This window comes from Pseudoalteromonas luteoviolacea (assembly GCF_000814765.1).
GTDB classification, from domain to species: domain Bacteria; phylum Pseudomonadota; class Gammaproteobacteria; order Enterobacterales; family Alteromonadaceae; genus Pseudoalteromonas; species Pseudoalteromonas luteoviolacea_H.
This window is the reverse complement of the sequence record NZ_JWIC01000005.1, coordinates 419234-435607: the sequence shown is the minus strand read 5'-3', so window position 1 is coordinate 435607 and position 16374 is coordinate 419234. Positions and strand designations below refer to the sequence as shown.

General features: G+C 40.9%; 12 protein-coding genes. 10 read left to right on the top strand and 2 right to left on the bottom strand.

The window, feature by feature from the left end; translation table 11 throughout:
* The first annotated feature begins 135 nt into the window (after positions 1 to 135).
* The 8 genes from bfr (JF50_RS09375) (at position 136) to JF50_RS09340 (ending at position 9995) form a co-directional block, all read left to right on the top strand.
* Positions 136 to 606, top strand: a complete 471-nt coding sequence (gene bfr / locus JF50_RS09375; RefSeq protein WP_039609178.1) for a bacterioferritin — start codon at positions 136 to 138, stop codon at positions 604 to 606.
* 3 nt (positions 607 to 609) lie between these two features.
* Complete coding sequence (gene bfr, locus JF50_RS09370; RefSeq protein WP_039609177.1) at positions 610 to 1101, top strand: bacterioferritin; 492 nt, start codon at positions 610 to 612, stop codon at positions 1099 to 1101.
* 188 nt (positions 1102 to 1289) lie between these two features.
* Positions 1290 to 1889 carry a TetR/AcrR family transcriptional regulator gene (locus JF50_RS09365; RefSeq protein ID WP_039609176.1) on the top strand — a complete coding sequence of 200 codons (600 nt, stop codon included), beginning with the start codon at positions 1290 to 1292 and terminating at the stop codon, positions 1887 to 1889.
* A complete protein-coding gene (locus JF50_RS09360; RefSeq protein ID WP_039609175.1) occupies positions 1879 to 2721 on the top strand; it encodes an alpha/beta hydrolase family protein in 843 nt (280 codons plus the stop codon). Before JF50_RS09365 ends, JF50_RS09360 begins: the two co-directional genes overlap by 11 nt.
* A 74-nt stretch (positions 2722 to 2795) precedes the next feature.
* Positions 2796 to 4013 carry an ABC transporter substrate-binding protein gene (locus JF50_RS09355; protein WP_039609174.1) on the top strand — a complete coding sequence of 406 codons (1218 nt, stop codon included), beginning with the start codon at positions 2796 to 2798 and terminating at the stop codon, positions 4011 to 4013.
* A gap of 26 nt (positions 4014 to 4039) precedes the next feature.
* A complete protein-coding gene (locus tag JF50_RS09350; protein WP_235423410.1) occupies positions 4040 to 7330 on the top strand; it encodes a PAS domain-containing hybrid sensor histidine kinase/response regulator in 3291 nt (1096 codons plus the stop codon).
* Positions 7331 to 7397: 67 nt separating this feature from the next.
* Positions 7398 to 9575, top strand: a complete 2178-nt coding sequence (locus tag JF50_RS09345) for an exonuclease domain-containing protein (RefSeq protein ID WP_039609172.1) — start codon at positions 7398 to 7400, stop codon at positions 9573 to 9575.
* A gap of 39 nt (positions 9576 to 9614) precedes the next feature.
* On the top strand, positions 9615 to 9995 hold the full coding sequence (locus JF50_RS09340; protein WP_039609171.1) for a DUF1294 domain-containing protein: 381 nt from the start codon (positions 9615 to 9617) through the stop codon (positions 9993 to 9995).
* Between the two features lie 65 nt (positions 9996 to 10060).
* Here the strand turns inward: JF50_RS09340 and JF50_RS09335 are convergent, their stop codons facing one another.
* Positions 10061 to 12187: a cation:dicarboxylate symporter family transporter gene (locus JF50_RS09335; protein ID WP_419177506.1), complete on the bottom strand. Its 2127-nt coding sequence runs from the start codon at positions 12185 to 12187 to the stop codon at positions 10061 to 10063.
* Between the two features lie 246 nt (positions 12188 to 12433).
* The gene (locus JF50_RS09330) at positions 12434 to 12919 is read right to left on the bottom strand and encodes a malate synthase (protein ID WP_039609169.1); all 486 of its coding nucleotides are present in this window, start codon (positions 12917 to 12919) and stop codon (positions 12434 to 12436) included.
* 266 nt (positions 12920 to 13185) lie between these two features.
* Between JF50_RS09330 and JF50_RS09325 the strand changes: the two genes are divergently transcribed.
* Together JF50_RS09325 and JF50_RS09320 are read left to right on the top strand one after the other, a co-directional pair.
* Complete coding sequence (locus tag JF50_RS09325; RefSeq protein WP_039609168.1) at positions 13186 to 14688, top strand: DUF3612 domain-containing protein; 1503 nt, start codon at positions 13186 to 13188, stop codon at positions 14686 to 14688.
* A 44-nt stretch (positions 14689 to 14732) separates the two neighbouring features.
* The gene (locus JF50_RS09320; protein ID WP_160290462.1) at positions 14733 to 15551 is read left to right on the top strand and encodes a substrate-binding periplasmic protein; all 819 of its coding nucleotides are present in this window, start codon (positions 14733 to 14735) and stop codon (positions 15549 to 15551) included.
* Positions 15552 to 16374: the final 823 nt, after the last annotated feature.

Here is a 16374-nt window from a genome sequence, read left to right as displayed (position 1 = left end):
TTCTTAATTCTTTTATAAGTTATTTATTTTAAAAGAATATTAAAACTTTTTTGTTATTTTCATTTAGTCTTGCCAAGTACGAATATTGGACTAGTGTTAAATAGCGTCTAACTGATTTTGCCACTAGGGGGCCCTATGAAGGGTAGTAAGCAAGTAATTGTCACTTTGAATAAAATTTTGACACTTGAACTCACGTCCATTAACCAATATTTTTTGCATGCGCGCATGTACAAAAACTGGGGACTTGAAGAGTTAAATGAAAAAGCCTACAAAAAATCAATCAAGGATATGAAGCAAGCAGATGATTTGATTGAACGCATTTTATTTTTAGAAGGCTTACCGAATCTACAGCATCTTGAAAAGTTACGCATTGGCGAGCACACCGAAGAAATGCTCAGCTGCGACCTTGCTTTTGAGCATGAGCAGTTACCAGCACTGCGCGAAGCCATTGACTTGTGCGAGAAAGAGCAAGACTACGTCAGTAGAGAGTTACTCGAAGACATCTTAGAGTATGAAGAAGAGTATGTGGACTGGCTCGAAACTCAAGATTTCTTAATTAAAAATACGGGTATTGAAAACTATCTTCAATCACAGATAGAGGATTAAATTATGCAAGGTTCCAAAAAAGTTATCGACTTGCTAAATAAGCAACTCACCCTTGAACTTAGTTCAATGGATCAATATTTAGCACACTCCAAAATGTATGAAGATTGGGGAATGGCGCGTTTGCATGACAAATTGTCTCATGAATATGAAGAAGAGTTGGATCATGCCAAACGTATTACTGAGCGGATTTTATTTTTAGAGGGAACACCTGATACGGCTTCTCGTGCGCCCATCAGCGTGGGCAGTAATGTTAAAGAAATGCTCGAAAATGATTTAGCCGCCGAAGTGGTGGTGAAAGATCATCTGAAAAAGGTCATTGCCGTATGTGAAGAAGAGCAAGATTATGTGACCAGAGAAATCTTAGAAGCCTTGCTAGACGACACAGAAATGGATCATATTTACTGGCTAGAGCAGCACCTTGGCCTGATAGATTTAATCGGTATTCAAAACTACATCCAAAGCCAAATGAGTGGGGGTGCAGGATCTGGCAGCTAACGTGGGTTAGCATGTTAAGCAAAGTAAAAGAGCGCGATATGCGCTCTTTTTTTATGCCGTTAATTGGTTGTTTTTTTATGGTTTTGGGATGACTTCTTCGCTCTGAGAAAAGGCAATATTAAAAAAATCTTGATCTCCTCACAGTATTGATTAATATAAAACGAACGTTCGTTCTTTTTCTGGTTGTCATGGGTAAAGGTAAACAAACTAAACAGCAAATTTTAGCCAAAGGCTTGGCACTGGCCTCAGAAACGGGTCTTAATGACCTGACGATTGGTATGCTGGCTACTGCATCAGGCATGTCTAAATCTGGGCTGTTTGGTCATTTTAACTCTAAAGAAACTATGCAGTTAAATGTACTTGAATATGCATCTGATTTATTTAAAGAGCATGTCATTTTAGCGTGTGATAAAGATACGAGGGGTTTAGTAAAATTAAACCAGCTTTGTGAAAACTGGCTTAATTGGTATAAGCCAGATGCGGCAACGTGTATTTTTATCAATGCGGCGGCGGAGTTCGATGACCAACCAGGTGCGCTTAGGGAGCATATCCAAGCCACTTTAAAAAACTGGCTAAGTTACTTACAGCATATAGTTTCGCAAGCAATTCAAGATGGAGACTTTGCAGCAGACACGTGTCCAAAACAGTTTGTGTTTGAACTGTATTCTTTGTATCTCGGAAGTCAAAACCTACGCTGGTTATCACTAGAAGATGATGAGCGTAGTCGTTTTAAAACTGGGTTTAATGCTTTGCTAGACAAATATGGAGCCAAAACGCATGAGCAGTAAAATATACTTTTCAGACAAAAATAAAAAATCTATGAGCTTCCATGTTACCCGTGGAGTATCAAGCTTAATGGCTAAAATCGCCCCTAGAATGAGTCTAAATGCGACTCGAAAATTACTGTTAACACCTGCTGCAGGGCGCAAAGAGGTCGATGTCCCTCAACAGATGACAAGGCGTAACCTTGAAACGCCTTATGGTGACCTAAACTTGGTAGAAGGTGGAGAAGGTCCAAAGCTCGTTTTTACCCATGGCTGGTCTGGCAGCGTGAGTCAATTTTATCCATTGATGCAAAAAGTCATTGAGGAAGGGTTTTCTGTGGTGGGCTTTGACCACTTTGGACATGGAAAAAGTGCTGGCAAGTTTGCAAATTTACCCCTGTTCATTAAAGGGCTCAAACACGTGTTAGCTGAGTATGAAGATGAGCAAGTGAAGGGGATAGTGAGTCATTCCATGGGCACAATTAGCGCAGTAAACGCAACAAGTGATGCCAAACATGTCATGATTGCACCTACATTTGATTTCTATAATTCATTTCAGGAACGTATATATTCTACAGGGATCACGGATAAACTGGTTGAGCGATTGCTTAATGAAGTAGAGACCGAGCATGATATGGTGTTCAAATCCCTTCAAGCGGAGTATCACTTGGCGAAGCAATCTCACCTTTTTATGGTACATGACGAAGAAGACAAGTATGCGCCATACCAGCATACTTTGGCGCAGGTTGAGAAACACAGTCATGCCAGTTTACATAGTACACAAGGCCAAGGTCATGGTCGGGTCATAAATAGTCCACAGACTTGGCAAGCGATTAGACAATTAATTGATATTTAATACTTTGATGGAATTGTAATTCATAGGCAAGATAGACTAACTTTATAGTAGCTAAAAATAATTGATTCGAGCTTATGTTCAAATACTGTTGCGCCGTGCTCTGTGTTGCTTTGTCGACTGCCCTACTTGCAAAAGATAAAAACTTACCTGAAATACATGTTTATCATGATTCAGATTACAGTACCCACCGACAATCCGCTGTGGCGATAAAGATGGGGTTTCTGACCGCTTTAGAAGAAGTAGACAGCCAAACCCAAGGCTTTAAAATTAAGCTGTTATCGCGTGATCATCGCGGTAACAGCAATCGCAGTTTTTTGAATTTTAAACGCTTTTTAAAAGATCCATCTGGATTGTTTGTCCTTGGAGGGTTACATTCTCCGCCTTATATAAAGTACCGAGAGTTTATTAATACCAATCAAATTCCGTTGTTGGTGCCGTGGGCTGCTGGTGGACCAATCACACGATATGATAAAGGTGAAAACTGGGTATTTCGTTTGTCTGTGGATGACACCAAAGCGGGTATTAAGCTTGTTGAGTTTGCCCGCCATAGCGAGTGTAAAAACCCCCATTTACTGTTAGAAAGAACACCTTGGGGCAAATCAAATTACAAATCAATTGGTAAAGCTTTGGGTAACCCTGAAGCAACTGTAACTTGGTTTGATTGGGGTATGAAAGAAAGCAGTGCAAAAATTCACATCAGAGAAATGCTCGCAAAAAACAGCGACTGCATTTTGTTTGTTGGTAATGCCATTGAAGGCAAGCAGCTGGTCTCAGCGATGGCCGACTACCCAAAGGAGCAACGAATTCCAATTATTAGTCACTGGGGCATTACGGGCGGAAACTTTTTTGAGCAGGCAAAAGTAGATCTGGCAACCGGTATCGATTTGCATTTTATTCAAACGTGTTTCTCCTTTCAGCACCGCCCATTGTCTGAGCAAGCAGATAAAGTCTGGAAAAACGCTAAACGTATGTTTGCTGATGAATTTGCAGAGCGTGACTTCCTTTTTGCGCCAACCGGCTTTATCCACGGTTACGATATTGCAAAAGTTGCTTTAGCCGCAATGGATAAAATTGAGCTCACCGGTGATATGTCTAAAGACAGAGTGGCATTTAGAAACGCACTTGAGCAAATTGATAAACCTGTAAAAGGGCTTATTAAAACCTATCAAAACCCTTATTCAAAGTGGAGTGCTCAAAACCCAGATGCCCATGAAGCATTGGGTATTGATGACTTATGTATGGCATATTTTCAGTCTAATGGCAGTACTAAAGTGCTGGTGGATAATTCATGATTCGTTGGCTGAACAGAGTTTTTAGTATGTCTTCGGACAGAGCATTTTATGCATTTTTATTGTGTAGTTTAGTGCTGTCTATTGTTATTAGTTTGTCGTTAGTTGGCACGAGAGCTGATAGTTCGGTAAAAGAGCTGCAACTGCAGGCACGACAAACAGAGGCTAAGCTGGCTGTCAGTAACCTTGGCCAGTTTATATCCACGCGCTTAATTTTGTTAAAGGACTTGGCCAAGATCCCCATGTTGTCAAATGCCGTTATGGGCAGCGACATCTCTCGCGCATCACTCTCTGACTTTTTAAAAGATTACAAAGTACTTGGGGCACATGTTCCGCTGCATTTATACAACGTGTTATCAGAGCCGGTGTTTACTAATTCTCCTTTATACAGTGGCAAGTTTAGTCGCGAGCCTTGGCTTGATCAGATGTTATTGGGAGAGCTGGGTCAAGCTGTGGTACTTAAATATGAAGAGCAAGAATTTCAGTTTGTTTTAGCAGTGCCCATAGAATACAACGGGTTTACTGAAGGGGTGCTAATCTCTGAGTTTAAAACAGACTTGGCATCACTGCTGGCGATTGATATGAGTCAAAGTGAACTGGCCGTTGAGTTAATGGGGCAGTGGGTTGAGTACAGTAATGCGGAGGCTGGACTTGATTACTTGCAGTTATTTGAAAGTCAGCTTCCAGATACCGATGTTGAGATAAAGTTTTTCATCGACCAGCAAATCATTCAAAACAGTGTAAATACGTTCATTTTAGCCATTGCAAAAGCAGTAGTAGTCAGTTTGCTGTTGTCCTTTATATTGTTGTTTTTCTTTGGTCGTCAGTTATTGTTAAACCCCTTTAAACAGCTACAGCTCTCACAAAAAGAAACACAAAAAAGCGAAGAGCGTTTTAAATTGGCAATAAAAGGGAGTAATGACGGTATATGGGACTGGGACATCGAAAAGGGAAGCATGTTTTTTTCGCCAAGATTTCGAGAATTGCTAGGCTATGATGGTAATGATACCAACGGATTTCCGGATATTTTTGAAAGCCTTGAAAGAGCGGTACACCCAAAAGATAAAACCAACACATTTGGCGCGTTGAATACGCATTTAGAAAGTGGTGAAGCATTTGATATTGAGTTTAGAATGCGAAATTTTAACGGGGATTTTCGCTTCTATCGCTCAAAAGGTTTAGCACTACGCAATGAGGATAACAAAGCGATTAGGATGTCGGGTTCGCTCACTGATATTACTGATCAAAAGATGTACCAAGAAGCGCTGAAAAAGGCCAAAGAGCATAATGATTTGTTAGCGTATGCCATTGAGTCTTGTGATGTAGGTATTGTTATCACAGACGCCTATAAAAAAGACATGCCACTGAGCTTTATAAATTCTGCATTCACGCGCATTACTGGGTATGATGAATCAGTACTTGGTAAAAACTGCCGCTTTTTACAAGGTGAGCAAACATCCCCGAATGCGGTTGAGGCGATCCGTGAAGCAATCAAATTACAACAACCTCACAGAGAAAAAATACTCAATTATCGTCGTGATGGTGAGCCATTTTGGAACAATATGCACATCGGGCCCGTCCTTGACGAGAATAAAAAGCTGATTGCTTATGTGGGTATTTTACAAGATATAACTGAACAAATTCGCCAGCAAAAAGCGTTGGCCGATGCAAAAGTACAAGCTGAACAAGCCAGCGAAGCGAAAAGCGCTTTCTTAGCTTCAATGAGCCATGAGATCCGTACGCCAATGAATGGCGTTTTGGGCATGTTAAATTTGATGATGAATAGTCCATTAGATGATGAGCAAAAGCACCGTGCGCGACTCGCTATGAACAGCGCCAATTCTCTGCTTAATTTAATCAATGATATATTAGACTTTTCAAAAGTAGATGCAGGAAAGCTTGAGCTTGAGTTACTCGATTTTGATTTGAGGGAATTATTTGGAGACTTTTCTGAGTCAGCGGCCTTGCAAGCTCAAAGCAAGGGGATTGAGCTCATTTTAGACATTGTTAAAGTAGATAGTTCAGTCGTTAAGGGCGATCCGAGCCGTTTACGACAGGTGCTATCAAACCTTGTTGGTAACGCCATTAAGTTTACCGATGAAGGTGAAATAATCATCCGTGCTGAGCTGTGCAAAGTCCAAGATAAATTACGATTAGACTGCTCAATTATCGACAGCGGCATAGGCATACCGTTATCAAAACAACACAAATTATTTGAGACGTTTTCACAAGTAGACTCCTCGACCACGCGTAAATATGGTGGCACTGGACTCGGATTGTCCATCGTTAAAAAGCTCTGTGAGTTGATGGGGGGCAGTATTGGCGTGAAAAGTGAAGAGGGATGTGGAAGTGAGTTCTACTTTTCAATCATGCTAGATATTGGCGAGCAAAATAATCGGCCAATGCCTAAATTTGACATTAGCAAACTAGAGTTACTGATAGTTGATGATAATCAGACAAATCGGACCGTTCTGCGTGAGCAATTAGAAATTTGGGGCGCTTCAGTGACGGAGGCCGCATCGGCGATTGAAGCACTTTCCCAGTGTGAAACAAGGCTTAAAGACCCAAATAAAACACTATTCGACATCGCATTACTAGATATGCAGATGCCAGTGATGGATGGCGCAAAATTGGGGGCCGAAATGCAGGCAGATCCAAGGCTTAGCAGCATAAAGCTCATTATGATGACCTCAATGGGCCATCAAGGTGACGCTGCATACTTTGCCAAACGAGGCTTCTCTGGTTATTTTCCAAAGCCTGCTACCACAACAGATTTACATAATGCGTTGTCTGTGGTGGGAGAGGATGGTGAAGCGCTTGCGAATGCGAAGCCAATAGTGACATCACATTATTTAAAATCGTTCAAAGAGAGTGATGCTCAAGAGCCTGTTATATGGGATCCAAAACCGAGATTATTACTCGCCGAGGATAACCATGTAAATCAAATTGTCACAACAAGTATGTTGAAAAAGCTGGGTATTGAATTTGTTGATGTTGTAACAAATGGTCAAGAAGCGATAAATACTTTGCGTCATTGTCAGCATTCAAAGCCCTATGATTTAGTGCTCATGGATTGCCAAATGCCTGAAATGGATGGTTATGAAGCGACAGGGCATATTCGTCAAGGGCAGGCAGGTCATAGCAATCAGCATATTAAAATCATCGCTTTAACAGCGAACGCGATGAGTGGGGATGAAAAGAAATGCCGAGATGCGGGCATGGATGATTATTTAACAAAGCCAATTCAACCAGGGACTTTGTTGCAATGTCTGAAAGCGCATTTAAGTACACAAAACGCGCGCTCTGATGTAACTGAGTAAAAATTAATAGCCATATCACAGGAAATTTGGCATATTTAAGTACTGTTTAAATATACAGGCTTGAGTTTTGAAAACACTGCCAGAAAAATACTATCTTACGCATTTTTATGAGCTACTTGATTACTTGGCGCAAACTAGCTGGGATTTACTGAGTGAGGACCAGCGAGCAAAGGTCAATGTGTTTAAGACACTGTCCCAAGATGCTCAGTGTTTGTTGGTTCGCGTGGTAAATCGAAAACGAGACTTTGTATGTGCAGATGAACTTGTTTATGAAGAAATTAAAGATTTTAATCAGGCATACCTTGAATTAAAACGCTTAGACTGGTTATGTCATGCAGATGACAGGCTTGCGTTAGCGAGTTTAGTATCTGAGCTGAACAAGGCTCAGTTGATTGCGCTTGCCAAAGCGCATGCCTTATCGGACACGCCAGCTAAATCAGCCAAAAAGTCGCTTTGGCTCGATTTTATTCTGGCTCAGCTTGATAATCTTGAGCCATCATCAGAAATATTACAGTCCTATTTTTCATCTCCATTTAAGTCTGATTTAGTTTATTTTTTGTTTTTATTTTTTGGCAAGTTAGGCGGTGGATTACCTCAATTCTCGATGCGAGATCTTGGGGTTATGCATACGCAAAACAACAGAGTACAGGGCAATGCGCATTTTGAACATCAAGAAGAAGCGCTCAGTGCCTTTTTGTATTGTAATTTATACTTCGATTTAAAAGAGTTAGCGCCAGAGTCTGTGCTCAAATTGGCTAAATGTGTATCAGCGCATGAATACCCTAGACCTGTAGGTACGCTGGCACAGATAAAATATGATCACTTATGTTATAAATTGGCAAATATGGTGGCTGATGGTCATGCCGCACTGAGTGAATCATTGCTGACTTTGAGCGCTCACCCTAAAGCGCAAGAGAAATACATTCGCTTACTTTACACCAAAGGTGAGCATCAGCGGTGCAAAAACTTAATTGAGCAATTGTTAGATGCGCCTGGCGATGAAAAATTACTCTTCTTTGCAGAAGACTTTTACCGACTGAAGTTTACACAAACTCGAACCTCATTATTAACGGATATGCTGAGAGACAGCGGCGAGCCGCTTGCGCTGGATGAAGCGTATGTTGGTTATGTAGAGCAGGGACTTGTAGAACTGTTTGGACGTTCGGGCACCACAGCTTATCATTGTGAAAATAGACTATGGCGCTCGTTATTTTGTTTAAGCTTTTGGTATGAGTTGTTTGAGGACCCCCGAAATGCATTTTCTAACGAATTTGAGCGCACACCCAAGTGCATAAAGGATAACTCGTTTTATCAAGTATTTGAATCTGAGATAGAGCAGCGTTTGAACGCTTTTTGCGACAATGCACAGTTGTTAAATTGGTTGGTTAAACAGGCTTCTGAAAAATTTGGATCTCATAATCGCTTAATGTATTGGCATCCTGATGGACTGGCGCAACTGTTTGAGTTTGCTAAATACGCACCTATCGACGCGGTGTGTCAACACTTGCGAGCAATGAGTAAAGATTTTAATGGGTTGAAAGACGGGTATCCGGATTTAATGATCTGCCAAAATGGCGTTAAATTTATTGAGGTTAAAGCGCCTGGAGATAGCTTACGTCGCAATCAATTGATCACCATAAAAAAATTAGTTGAATCTGGTTTTGATGTGGCAATACAAACAGTGCAGTGGCAGGTGCAGCCTGCGCAACCTTATGTCATCGTCGATATAGAAACGACGGGTGGAAAAAAAGAGCATGATAAAATCACTGAAATTGCCATGATAAAGGTTGTGAATGGCCAAATCGTCGAGAAATGGCACAGCCTAATCAATCCCCAAAGGCGGATCCCGCGTTATATCACCGAATTGACAGGCATTGATAATGAGATGGTTAATGACGCGCCGATATTCAGTGAAGTCATTGATGATATTGATGCGTTTAGTAAAGATGCTATTTTTGTTGCGCATAATGTGAATTTTGATTTTGGCTTTATAAAAGCTGAGTTTGCAAGGTTAGAGCGGTATTTTAAACGCGCTAAGTTATGTACAGTGCAATTGGGGCGCAAGTGGCTTCCTGGCCACGCCTCGTATTCTCTTGGCAAGATTTGCCAAGATTTAAATATACCGCTTCAAGGTCATCATAGGGCGCTCAACGATGCAATGGCGACCGTAGAGTTGTTTAACCTCATTAATGAAAAAAGACTGATGGGCGATGATAAGGAGAAAGAGCATGAGGCGGAGCGATGATCATTGTTAACTCGGTAAATAGCGTAAAGGGACACCGTTGTGCTATTTAATACTTTTATTATTCATGTGAGTAAGTGCTGTGTAGCCGTGTCTTTGGTGGCGCTTGCTATGTTGACGATCCCCGTGATTGATCACAATATTGTTCTACTTATCACTATGTTAACGGTATTGGTACTGACAAACGGCATGCTGTACCTCGCATTTCATAAAGACAAGTCCTATGCGCAAAACGACAAGCAAAGAGTATCTGAAAAAACATTGATCTTGTTATCTATGCTGGCATTGCACTGTACTACTCACCTTACTATGCACTTTACTCAGCATAAAACCAGTAAATGGTCATTTCAGCTAAAATTGCTATTTGCCATTTTGTTGCAGCTGATTGCAAGTGCAATCGGGTTTGTAAAAATGTATATGTAGCATGTTTTTGCATGGTACTTAAACAAGGAGAAGAAAACGCCAGTGTATACTGGCGTTGTATGTTATTACTGGTTGAGCTCTTCGGAAAGTTCATCAAGGAGTGACCATCGGTGCTCTTTAATCTGTGTGCCTTTACCTAAAATCCAATAATCGTAGTTACTCTGTATTGAGCCCTTACTTTGTTGAATGGATAGCCATGTATTTACATAGTTCAGAATATCGACATTACGCTTTGCAACCGCGAATCCAACAGGGTATTTTAATTCAGCCCCTTTCGGTACAACAACGCCATATTCAGGGTAAAACATGCTCCATGCAAACCCTGCTTCAGCACTAATAACGAGGGCATCGAAGTCACTACTTTGTTCAAAAAAAGACTGGTGATTACCAAGTTGTGTAACCTGAATTTGCTCATATTTGTTGGCGACATCACGCATAAGTGGTTGGTATTCGACATGGGCAAGATTGAGCTTGTCTTTATTTAATAGTTGCTCTTTTGATGCGAACTCTTTGAGCCTGTGATCTTTTGCAACCAGTGCCAGTTGTAGTTCCATGACAGGATTGGTAAAGCGCACACTACTCAAGTCTACAACACTCATTTCTAACCCTGACATGGCAATGTCAAAATAGCCTTTGTTTAAGTACTCGGCCAATTGGTGCTTTTTAAAAGGAATAAACTCCACTTTTACTTGTAAATCAGACGCAAGTTTATGCGCAAGCCCAATGTCAAAGCCAACGAGTTCGTCTTTTTGATTAAAATAACTGAACGGCACATTATCTACTAAATACCCTACCCGCAGTAGGTTTCGTTTTTTAATAATATCTATGTTGGTCAATGACAGTTCGCCGCTCTGGTAGGCTTTAGGCACATGGTTTAATACATCGCTAGGTACTTGATCTGAAACCACCATGTTTGCAATTACATCGTCGGCACCTTTGGTACTTTTGGCTAAGTAATTGTTGGCCGCAAAACTTAAGACCATAAAGGCAGGTAAGCATACCGACAGTAAGGTTAGGTAGTACACAGAGCGTATGCGTTTTAAGTGTAATTGCTGTTTGTTGTAAAAAATACACAGTAAAGTTACTGCGAAAATATACACAACAGTCGTCGGGGAGACGACCTTAGCAGTCAATACGGACATAGATAAATACAACTGATAACTATCAGCTGGGATCTTTAAGCTATCCAGCATGTAAGGGATGGCGATGTGCACATTCGCGAAATAGCTCAGCATTGCAGAGAGGGTAACATTTGGAATTTGTTCTAACGAAATAGGATTCCCAGTCAACCATGCTGCAAAGGTGACAAACATTAAAGTGGTTAATTTACCAAGGCTTGGAAAGGTGTACGCGATAGGCACCAGGACTTCGGCAATATGATCAGACTCTTCATCGCTGCGTTTAATTTTTTGTAAGTGTGCTTTGATCCCTTCAGTAATAACTGGCAATACGATAAACACGTTGCCAGTACTGAATGCGGTTATCCATGCATTACGCATGGCCTTGATTAAGTCACGGTACTTTACTGGCGTCAGTGCTGCAACCAACATCGGCAGTAACGCAAACATCAGGTAAAAGCCTAGGCAAATAACCAGAACCAAATAAATTTGCAGATTGCTGAGCTCCTCTTGACCAATGGTACCTGCAGTACTTGCAGTCATTGAGAAAATACCGATTGGGAAAAACTTAATCACTTTTTTTGACATAACAGTCAAACCTTGGCCGACAACTTCAAGTACATCAAGTAGCTGGTTTTTTCTACCGTTTGAAATGAGTGCAAGACCGAGCGCGATACAAAATATTACTAATGCAGGTACATTGCCCTGAGCCATCGATGCAAAAGGGTTGGAGGGAATATATTGCTGAACAAAATTAACTTCGGGTGCTTGTGCTACGAGTGCTGGAGAAAAGAAGGTACCAGCATCATGACTTGGCAAAGTTAAAGTAAAGCACCAAATTACAGCAAGGCCTATTACCCAGAGCGCCAACATGGTAATGGCTGCCTTGGCAAGCACTGTCTTAACTTGATCTGGGCTGAATTTACCCAGGCCAACGACGAGGCTGACAACAATATAAGGGAAGATAGTGATTTGCATTAAGCTGACAAAGCCTTCGCCAATAGGCTTTAAAAATGCTACGCGTTCGCCAAAAATAAGTCCTGTTGCAATACCGAGGATCAGTGCCCACAGCATCCAGTTCATGCTCTTTATCCAATCGAATACTCTATTCATTGTTACCCGCCGCAGTTAAATAGGTGCGCGATTATATTGAGGTTAGCTGAAATTAATCTGAATGCATGAAATGAAATAACGCAGCAGGGAATTAAGCTTTGGTAAAATATGGATTTGATGCGAGTAAGTATTCACATATGGCCGCGATTTAATGTGCGGCCAGAATAAAAATTCAAGAAGAATAAATGTGTAATTTTGAGGTGATTATTAGATTTCGTAATCTTCGCCATTTTTGCTGCGGTAACATTTGCAGCGAGATTCATCGAGTAAAGTATGCTGAACACCATCAATAAAACTCATCCAGAGTTTAGTGTGTTGGCGGTTTTGTGTATCAATCGAGCTGAAAGGCGTTTCATACTGTACGTCGTTTATATGGGCTTTGTCGTACTTTCCATTTTCCCCAGCGATATTAAAACTCAACTCAATGTGTAAACCGTCGTCCTTTTGCAGCAGAATAGTCGTTGGCTCTTCTTTATGACCACAAAGCGCTACAAATTGCTTTGTGTTTTTCAATCCACAATGTTGACCATCCTCAAAAAACACCATTAGGTGATTGTAGTAGACAACGTAAGCATTTACTTGAGTATGAGAACCAAACTCAAGCGGGCAGTGTTGATCTAAAAATTGCTTTGCGATGATAAGTTTTTGGCATTCTTCGCTCAGTGGTGGTGTGGTTTGAAGTTGTGCTTTCATTGATGTATCCCCAGTTACCGAAATTAAATTGTTGTGACGTTACGGTTGTCTCATAACGCTCGCTGATTAATTGACTACAATTTCAGTGTATAAAAAAATATCAATAAATTTCACAAAAAGAATTTTACAGTGTAAATTTTACAAAATCTGGTCTGACCTCTTGTTGTAAAATGGTCGAGTTTATGCTCTTTTATATCATGCACATGTTCAAAAACGGTCTCGAACATTGATGAAAGTCGCTTAAATTAGAAGGATTGGTATTAAAAATGAAAAAATCGTCAGAATTGATGCGTAAGTCTCACTTTCTCGGTACCAAAATCCGTAACCTCCGAAAGCGCAACCATTTAACGTTGGAAGATTTGTCTGCGCGTTGCATCAGGGTTGACCCACATACAGCGCCATCGGTGTCATATTTATCAATGATTGAGCGGGGAAAGCGCACGCCAAGTAGTGGCATGCTAGATAACTTTGCAGAGGTGTTTCAAAAGCCGCTTTCTTGGTTTTTAGACACAGATCCTGAGCCTGATGATATTACGCCGCAAAAAGGGCGCTCTGGTGGGATAGAAGGCATGGCGCTTGAGCCCAACTTTTTATTTTCAAATGACATTTTACAAATCGCGATACCAGAAATGCTTTCTCAAACTGGGATCAGCGGACGTCAGTTTGCACATTTACTTATCCGTGCTCATCAAGAGCATCATCAAAATCATTTTCCCGACCTAGAGCGTGCTGCAGATGAAGTGGGAGGGAAAAATTTATATTTAAGTGTTGAAGCATTATTTATGTTGCTTAAAAAACAAGGCTTAGTGGTTAAATGGTTTGATAAGGTGCCCAATGAAGTGATGGATGACAGCGGCCATGTGTTTAACCACTTAATCACATCCTACTTTAGTGAGCCGAATATTGTGCACATTAATCGATCGTTGGAGAAAAACCCAGCAAGGCTGAAGTATGATTTAGCCGTGCATATTGGTCACAGTGTTTTACATGAACTAGAAGGCCTGCGCTGTGTTTTGCGTACTGGCGGATTTAATACGGCTGTTTTGCCTGCCACCGATACGACACCCAATGCGCAAGATATTTTGACGGCTTGGCATGACTTTGAATCAAGTTTCTTTGCTGGAGCGCTCCTTTGCCCAAAAGTGGCTTACCGTCAATTATTAGATTCATATGGTTATGAAATTGACATTCATCAGCACTTAAATATTTCTCCGTCGGTTGCAATGCGGCGCATGACAGTGGTCTCTCCTTATCCGCATTGGCACTACTTTGACGCTTACTTACCCGGTAAGTTGAAAGCTGTGTATCGAGGCAATGGGATCCCACTCCCTTGGGGAAATATGCGCAGTGTTGAAGATCCTTGCCAGCATTGGGCGGTGTTTAGAAAGTTTGTAGCGCAAACGGAACAGTCTAGTGCGCAATTATCAATTCTAAACGTCAATGGAAAGCCACATTTATACTGCTGTGAATCACTCAAAGTAAATGACTTGGTAGAAAACGCACATGTTTTATGTGCGGGTATAGATCTGAATCCAGCCATTGATGCACAAGGGGACAGTGCCGATGAAGTTGTGCAAGAACTGCAAGCATTGTGCATAAAACAAGGGGGGGCCAGTGTGGTGCCGTGGCACCTAAAAAAACAGTTAATGAGTGTAGCAAAAATACTTAATATTAACTGGATAGAGCGAGGTATTAATAACGATGTCAGAGTGATTTGTACTCGGGGTACTGCTTGTCCAAGACAACCTAGCTGTTATGAAGCCAGTTAATGCTTATAATATAATTAATGAGGTTTTTTGAGGCGTGGATAATATTGAGCAGGTCGTCAGTTAAAAGACAGTACGTGTGGGGGAAAGCGCTGTGTTTTTTTTCGCTCGTTATACTCGTTAGCGGAGCAAGTGCTGCGCAGAAAAAATGCGAGGAAACCTTACGGGTTAGTACCAGTGGTAACTGGCCACCGTATTCTGAACGCATTGGCTCACATTATGTTGGGCTTGAAATTGAAATCGTAGAGTTGATTTTAAGAGATGCAGGGTTTTGCTGGCAATATGTTGAGCTACCTTCTTCTAGCCGAGCATTCAAACAGTTTCAAGAGAACCAAGTTGATTTAATCCCAGCGGCGAGTTTCACCCAGCCTAGACGAAAGTATGCTGAATTTAGCATACCGTATCGACAAGAAGTGATGTTATTGTTTACACACAAACATAACCAACAAAGCATGTTGAGCTTTACTAAGGTGACATCCTCTGACTTACTAGAGAGTTTTGGAAATAATCTTATCGCAGTCAGTCGTGGTAGTGTATATGGGCAGCCCTTTGCCGACTTTAGACATGCTTGTGAAGACTGTGTCGTTGAAACAAATTTTGCTCATGAGCGTTTTAATTTAATGAATAAGAAGCGCGTTGAATATGCGATAGAAGATGCTTTAACCGGTGTATATTTACTACAAAGGCCAGAGTACAAAGACACAATAAAGCCCACCGCAATTCGTATTTATGAAAACCCAATTCACTATATGCTCCGCCCTGGAATGTTAACAGAGAAGCAACTACAGAAGCTCAATTTGGCTATCATTAAAAACAGCCAGCGTATTGAGGAAATTATAGAGGCCTACCACAATAGTGCGAACTAAACATTGAATTAAAGATATGAGACTTTTGAAAAGTACACAGTGCATTTAAGAGATATGATATTGGGTACAAAGTGTATTTGAATTAAATAAAAACGGTGTCAGTTTCGTTAAGTCAAACTACTTATCATGTGAATAATCTGGAGGCCTTTTTGATTTTAGAGCCGCTTTTCTGTTGTTCTTCATCTTCATAACATGCTCATCCACAGGTGCTGTCCTTGTTGCTAGCCAAAGTATAACAATGGCTTCCAGTAAGCAAAGTATCGTGAGTAACGGGCTAAAAAGGTGTCTGATAAATGGAAATGAGTCTATGACATATAAGACATATAAGCTTACTTCAGCTAGGGCTATAAATGTAATGAGGGTATAGGATAAGTAAATGCTTAGCAGAGCACCTTCTTGTTTCGTAAAGTAGAAGTTATGGTAGACATCTTTAAATAGTTGACTGTAGTTTTGGAGTCGAGCGGCGATAAGTCGTCTAGCGAGCACAACATAAATGTAAAGCAAACTGCTCAGGAATACACATAAATAATAATAATTCTGCCAGTTTAGTGCTAGTTCAGTTAAGACCGTGTCTACGAACTCAAGAGTCGCTAAAAATATGAGTAGGCAGCGTGTATTAATACTTTTCCAGCCGACAAATAAGGCAATAATCATGACAGGCAGGCTAACAAAACTGATACCATGATAGATTGAGTTTATAGAAAACGCTTCCAACAATTAAAGGGCCTTTCATTCAAGTAAGCAGAGAGTAAGTTATGAGCTAGTTTATAATGTTATTAACATTAGTCTATCACTAATAGGATGTAGCGCAGGTAAAACGCTT

Bases quoted from the DNA above. Each gene is read 5' to 3' on its own strand.
- JF50_RS09365 (WP_039609176.1), top strand. From the start codon at position 1,290: ATGGGTAAAGGTAAACAAACTAAACAGCAAATTTTAGCCAAAGGCTTG.
- JF50_RS09355 (WP_039609174.1), top strand. From the start codon at position 2,796: ATGTTCAAATACTGTTGCGCCGTGCTCTGTGTTGCTTTGTCGACTGCC.
- JF50_RS09325 (WP_039609168.1), top strand. From the start codon at position 13,186: ATGAAAAAATCGTCAGAATTGATGCGTAAGTCTCACTTTCTCGGTACC.
- JF50_RS09360 (WP_039609175.1), top strand. From the start codon at position 1,879: ATGAGCAGTAAAATATACTTTTCAGACAAAAATAAAAAATCTATGAGC.
- JF50_RS09350 (WP_235423410.1), top strand. From the start codon at position 4,040: ATGTCTTCGGACAGAGCATTTTATGCATTTTTATTGTGTAGTTTAGTG.
- JF50_RS09335 (WP_419177506.1), bottom strand. From the start codon at position 12,187: ATGCTGTGGGCACTGATCCTCGGTATTGCAACAGGACTTATTTTTGGC.
- JF50_RS09330 (WP_039609169.1), bottom strand. From the start codon at position 12,919: ATGAAAGCACAACTTCAAACCACACCACCACTGAGCGAAGAATGCCAA.
- bfr (WP_039609178.1), top strand. From the start codon at position 136: ATGAAGGGTAGTAAGCAAGTAATTGTCACTTTGAATAAAATTTTGACA.
- bfr (WP_039609177.1), top strand. From the start codon at position 610: ATGCAAGGTTCCAAAAAAGTTATCGACTTGCTAAATAAGCAACTCACC.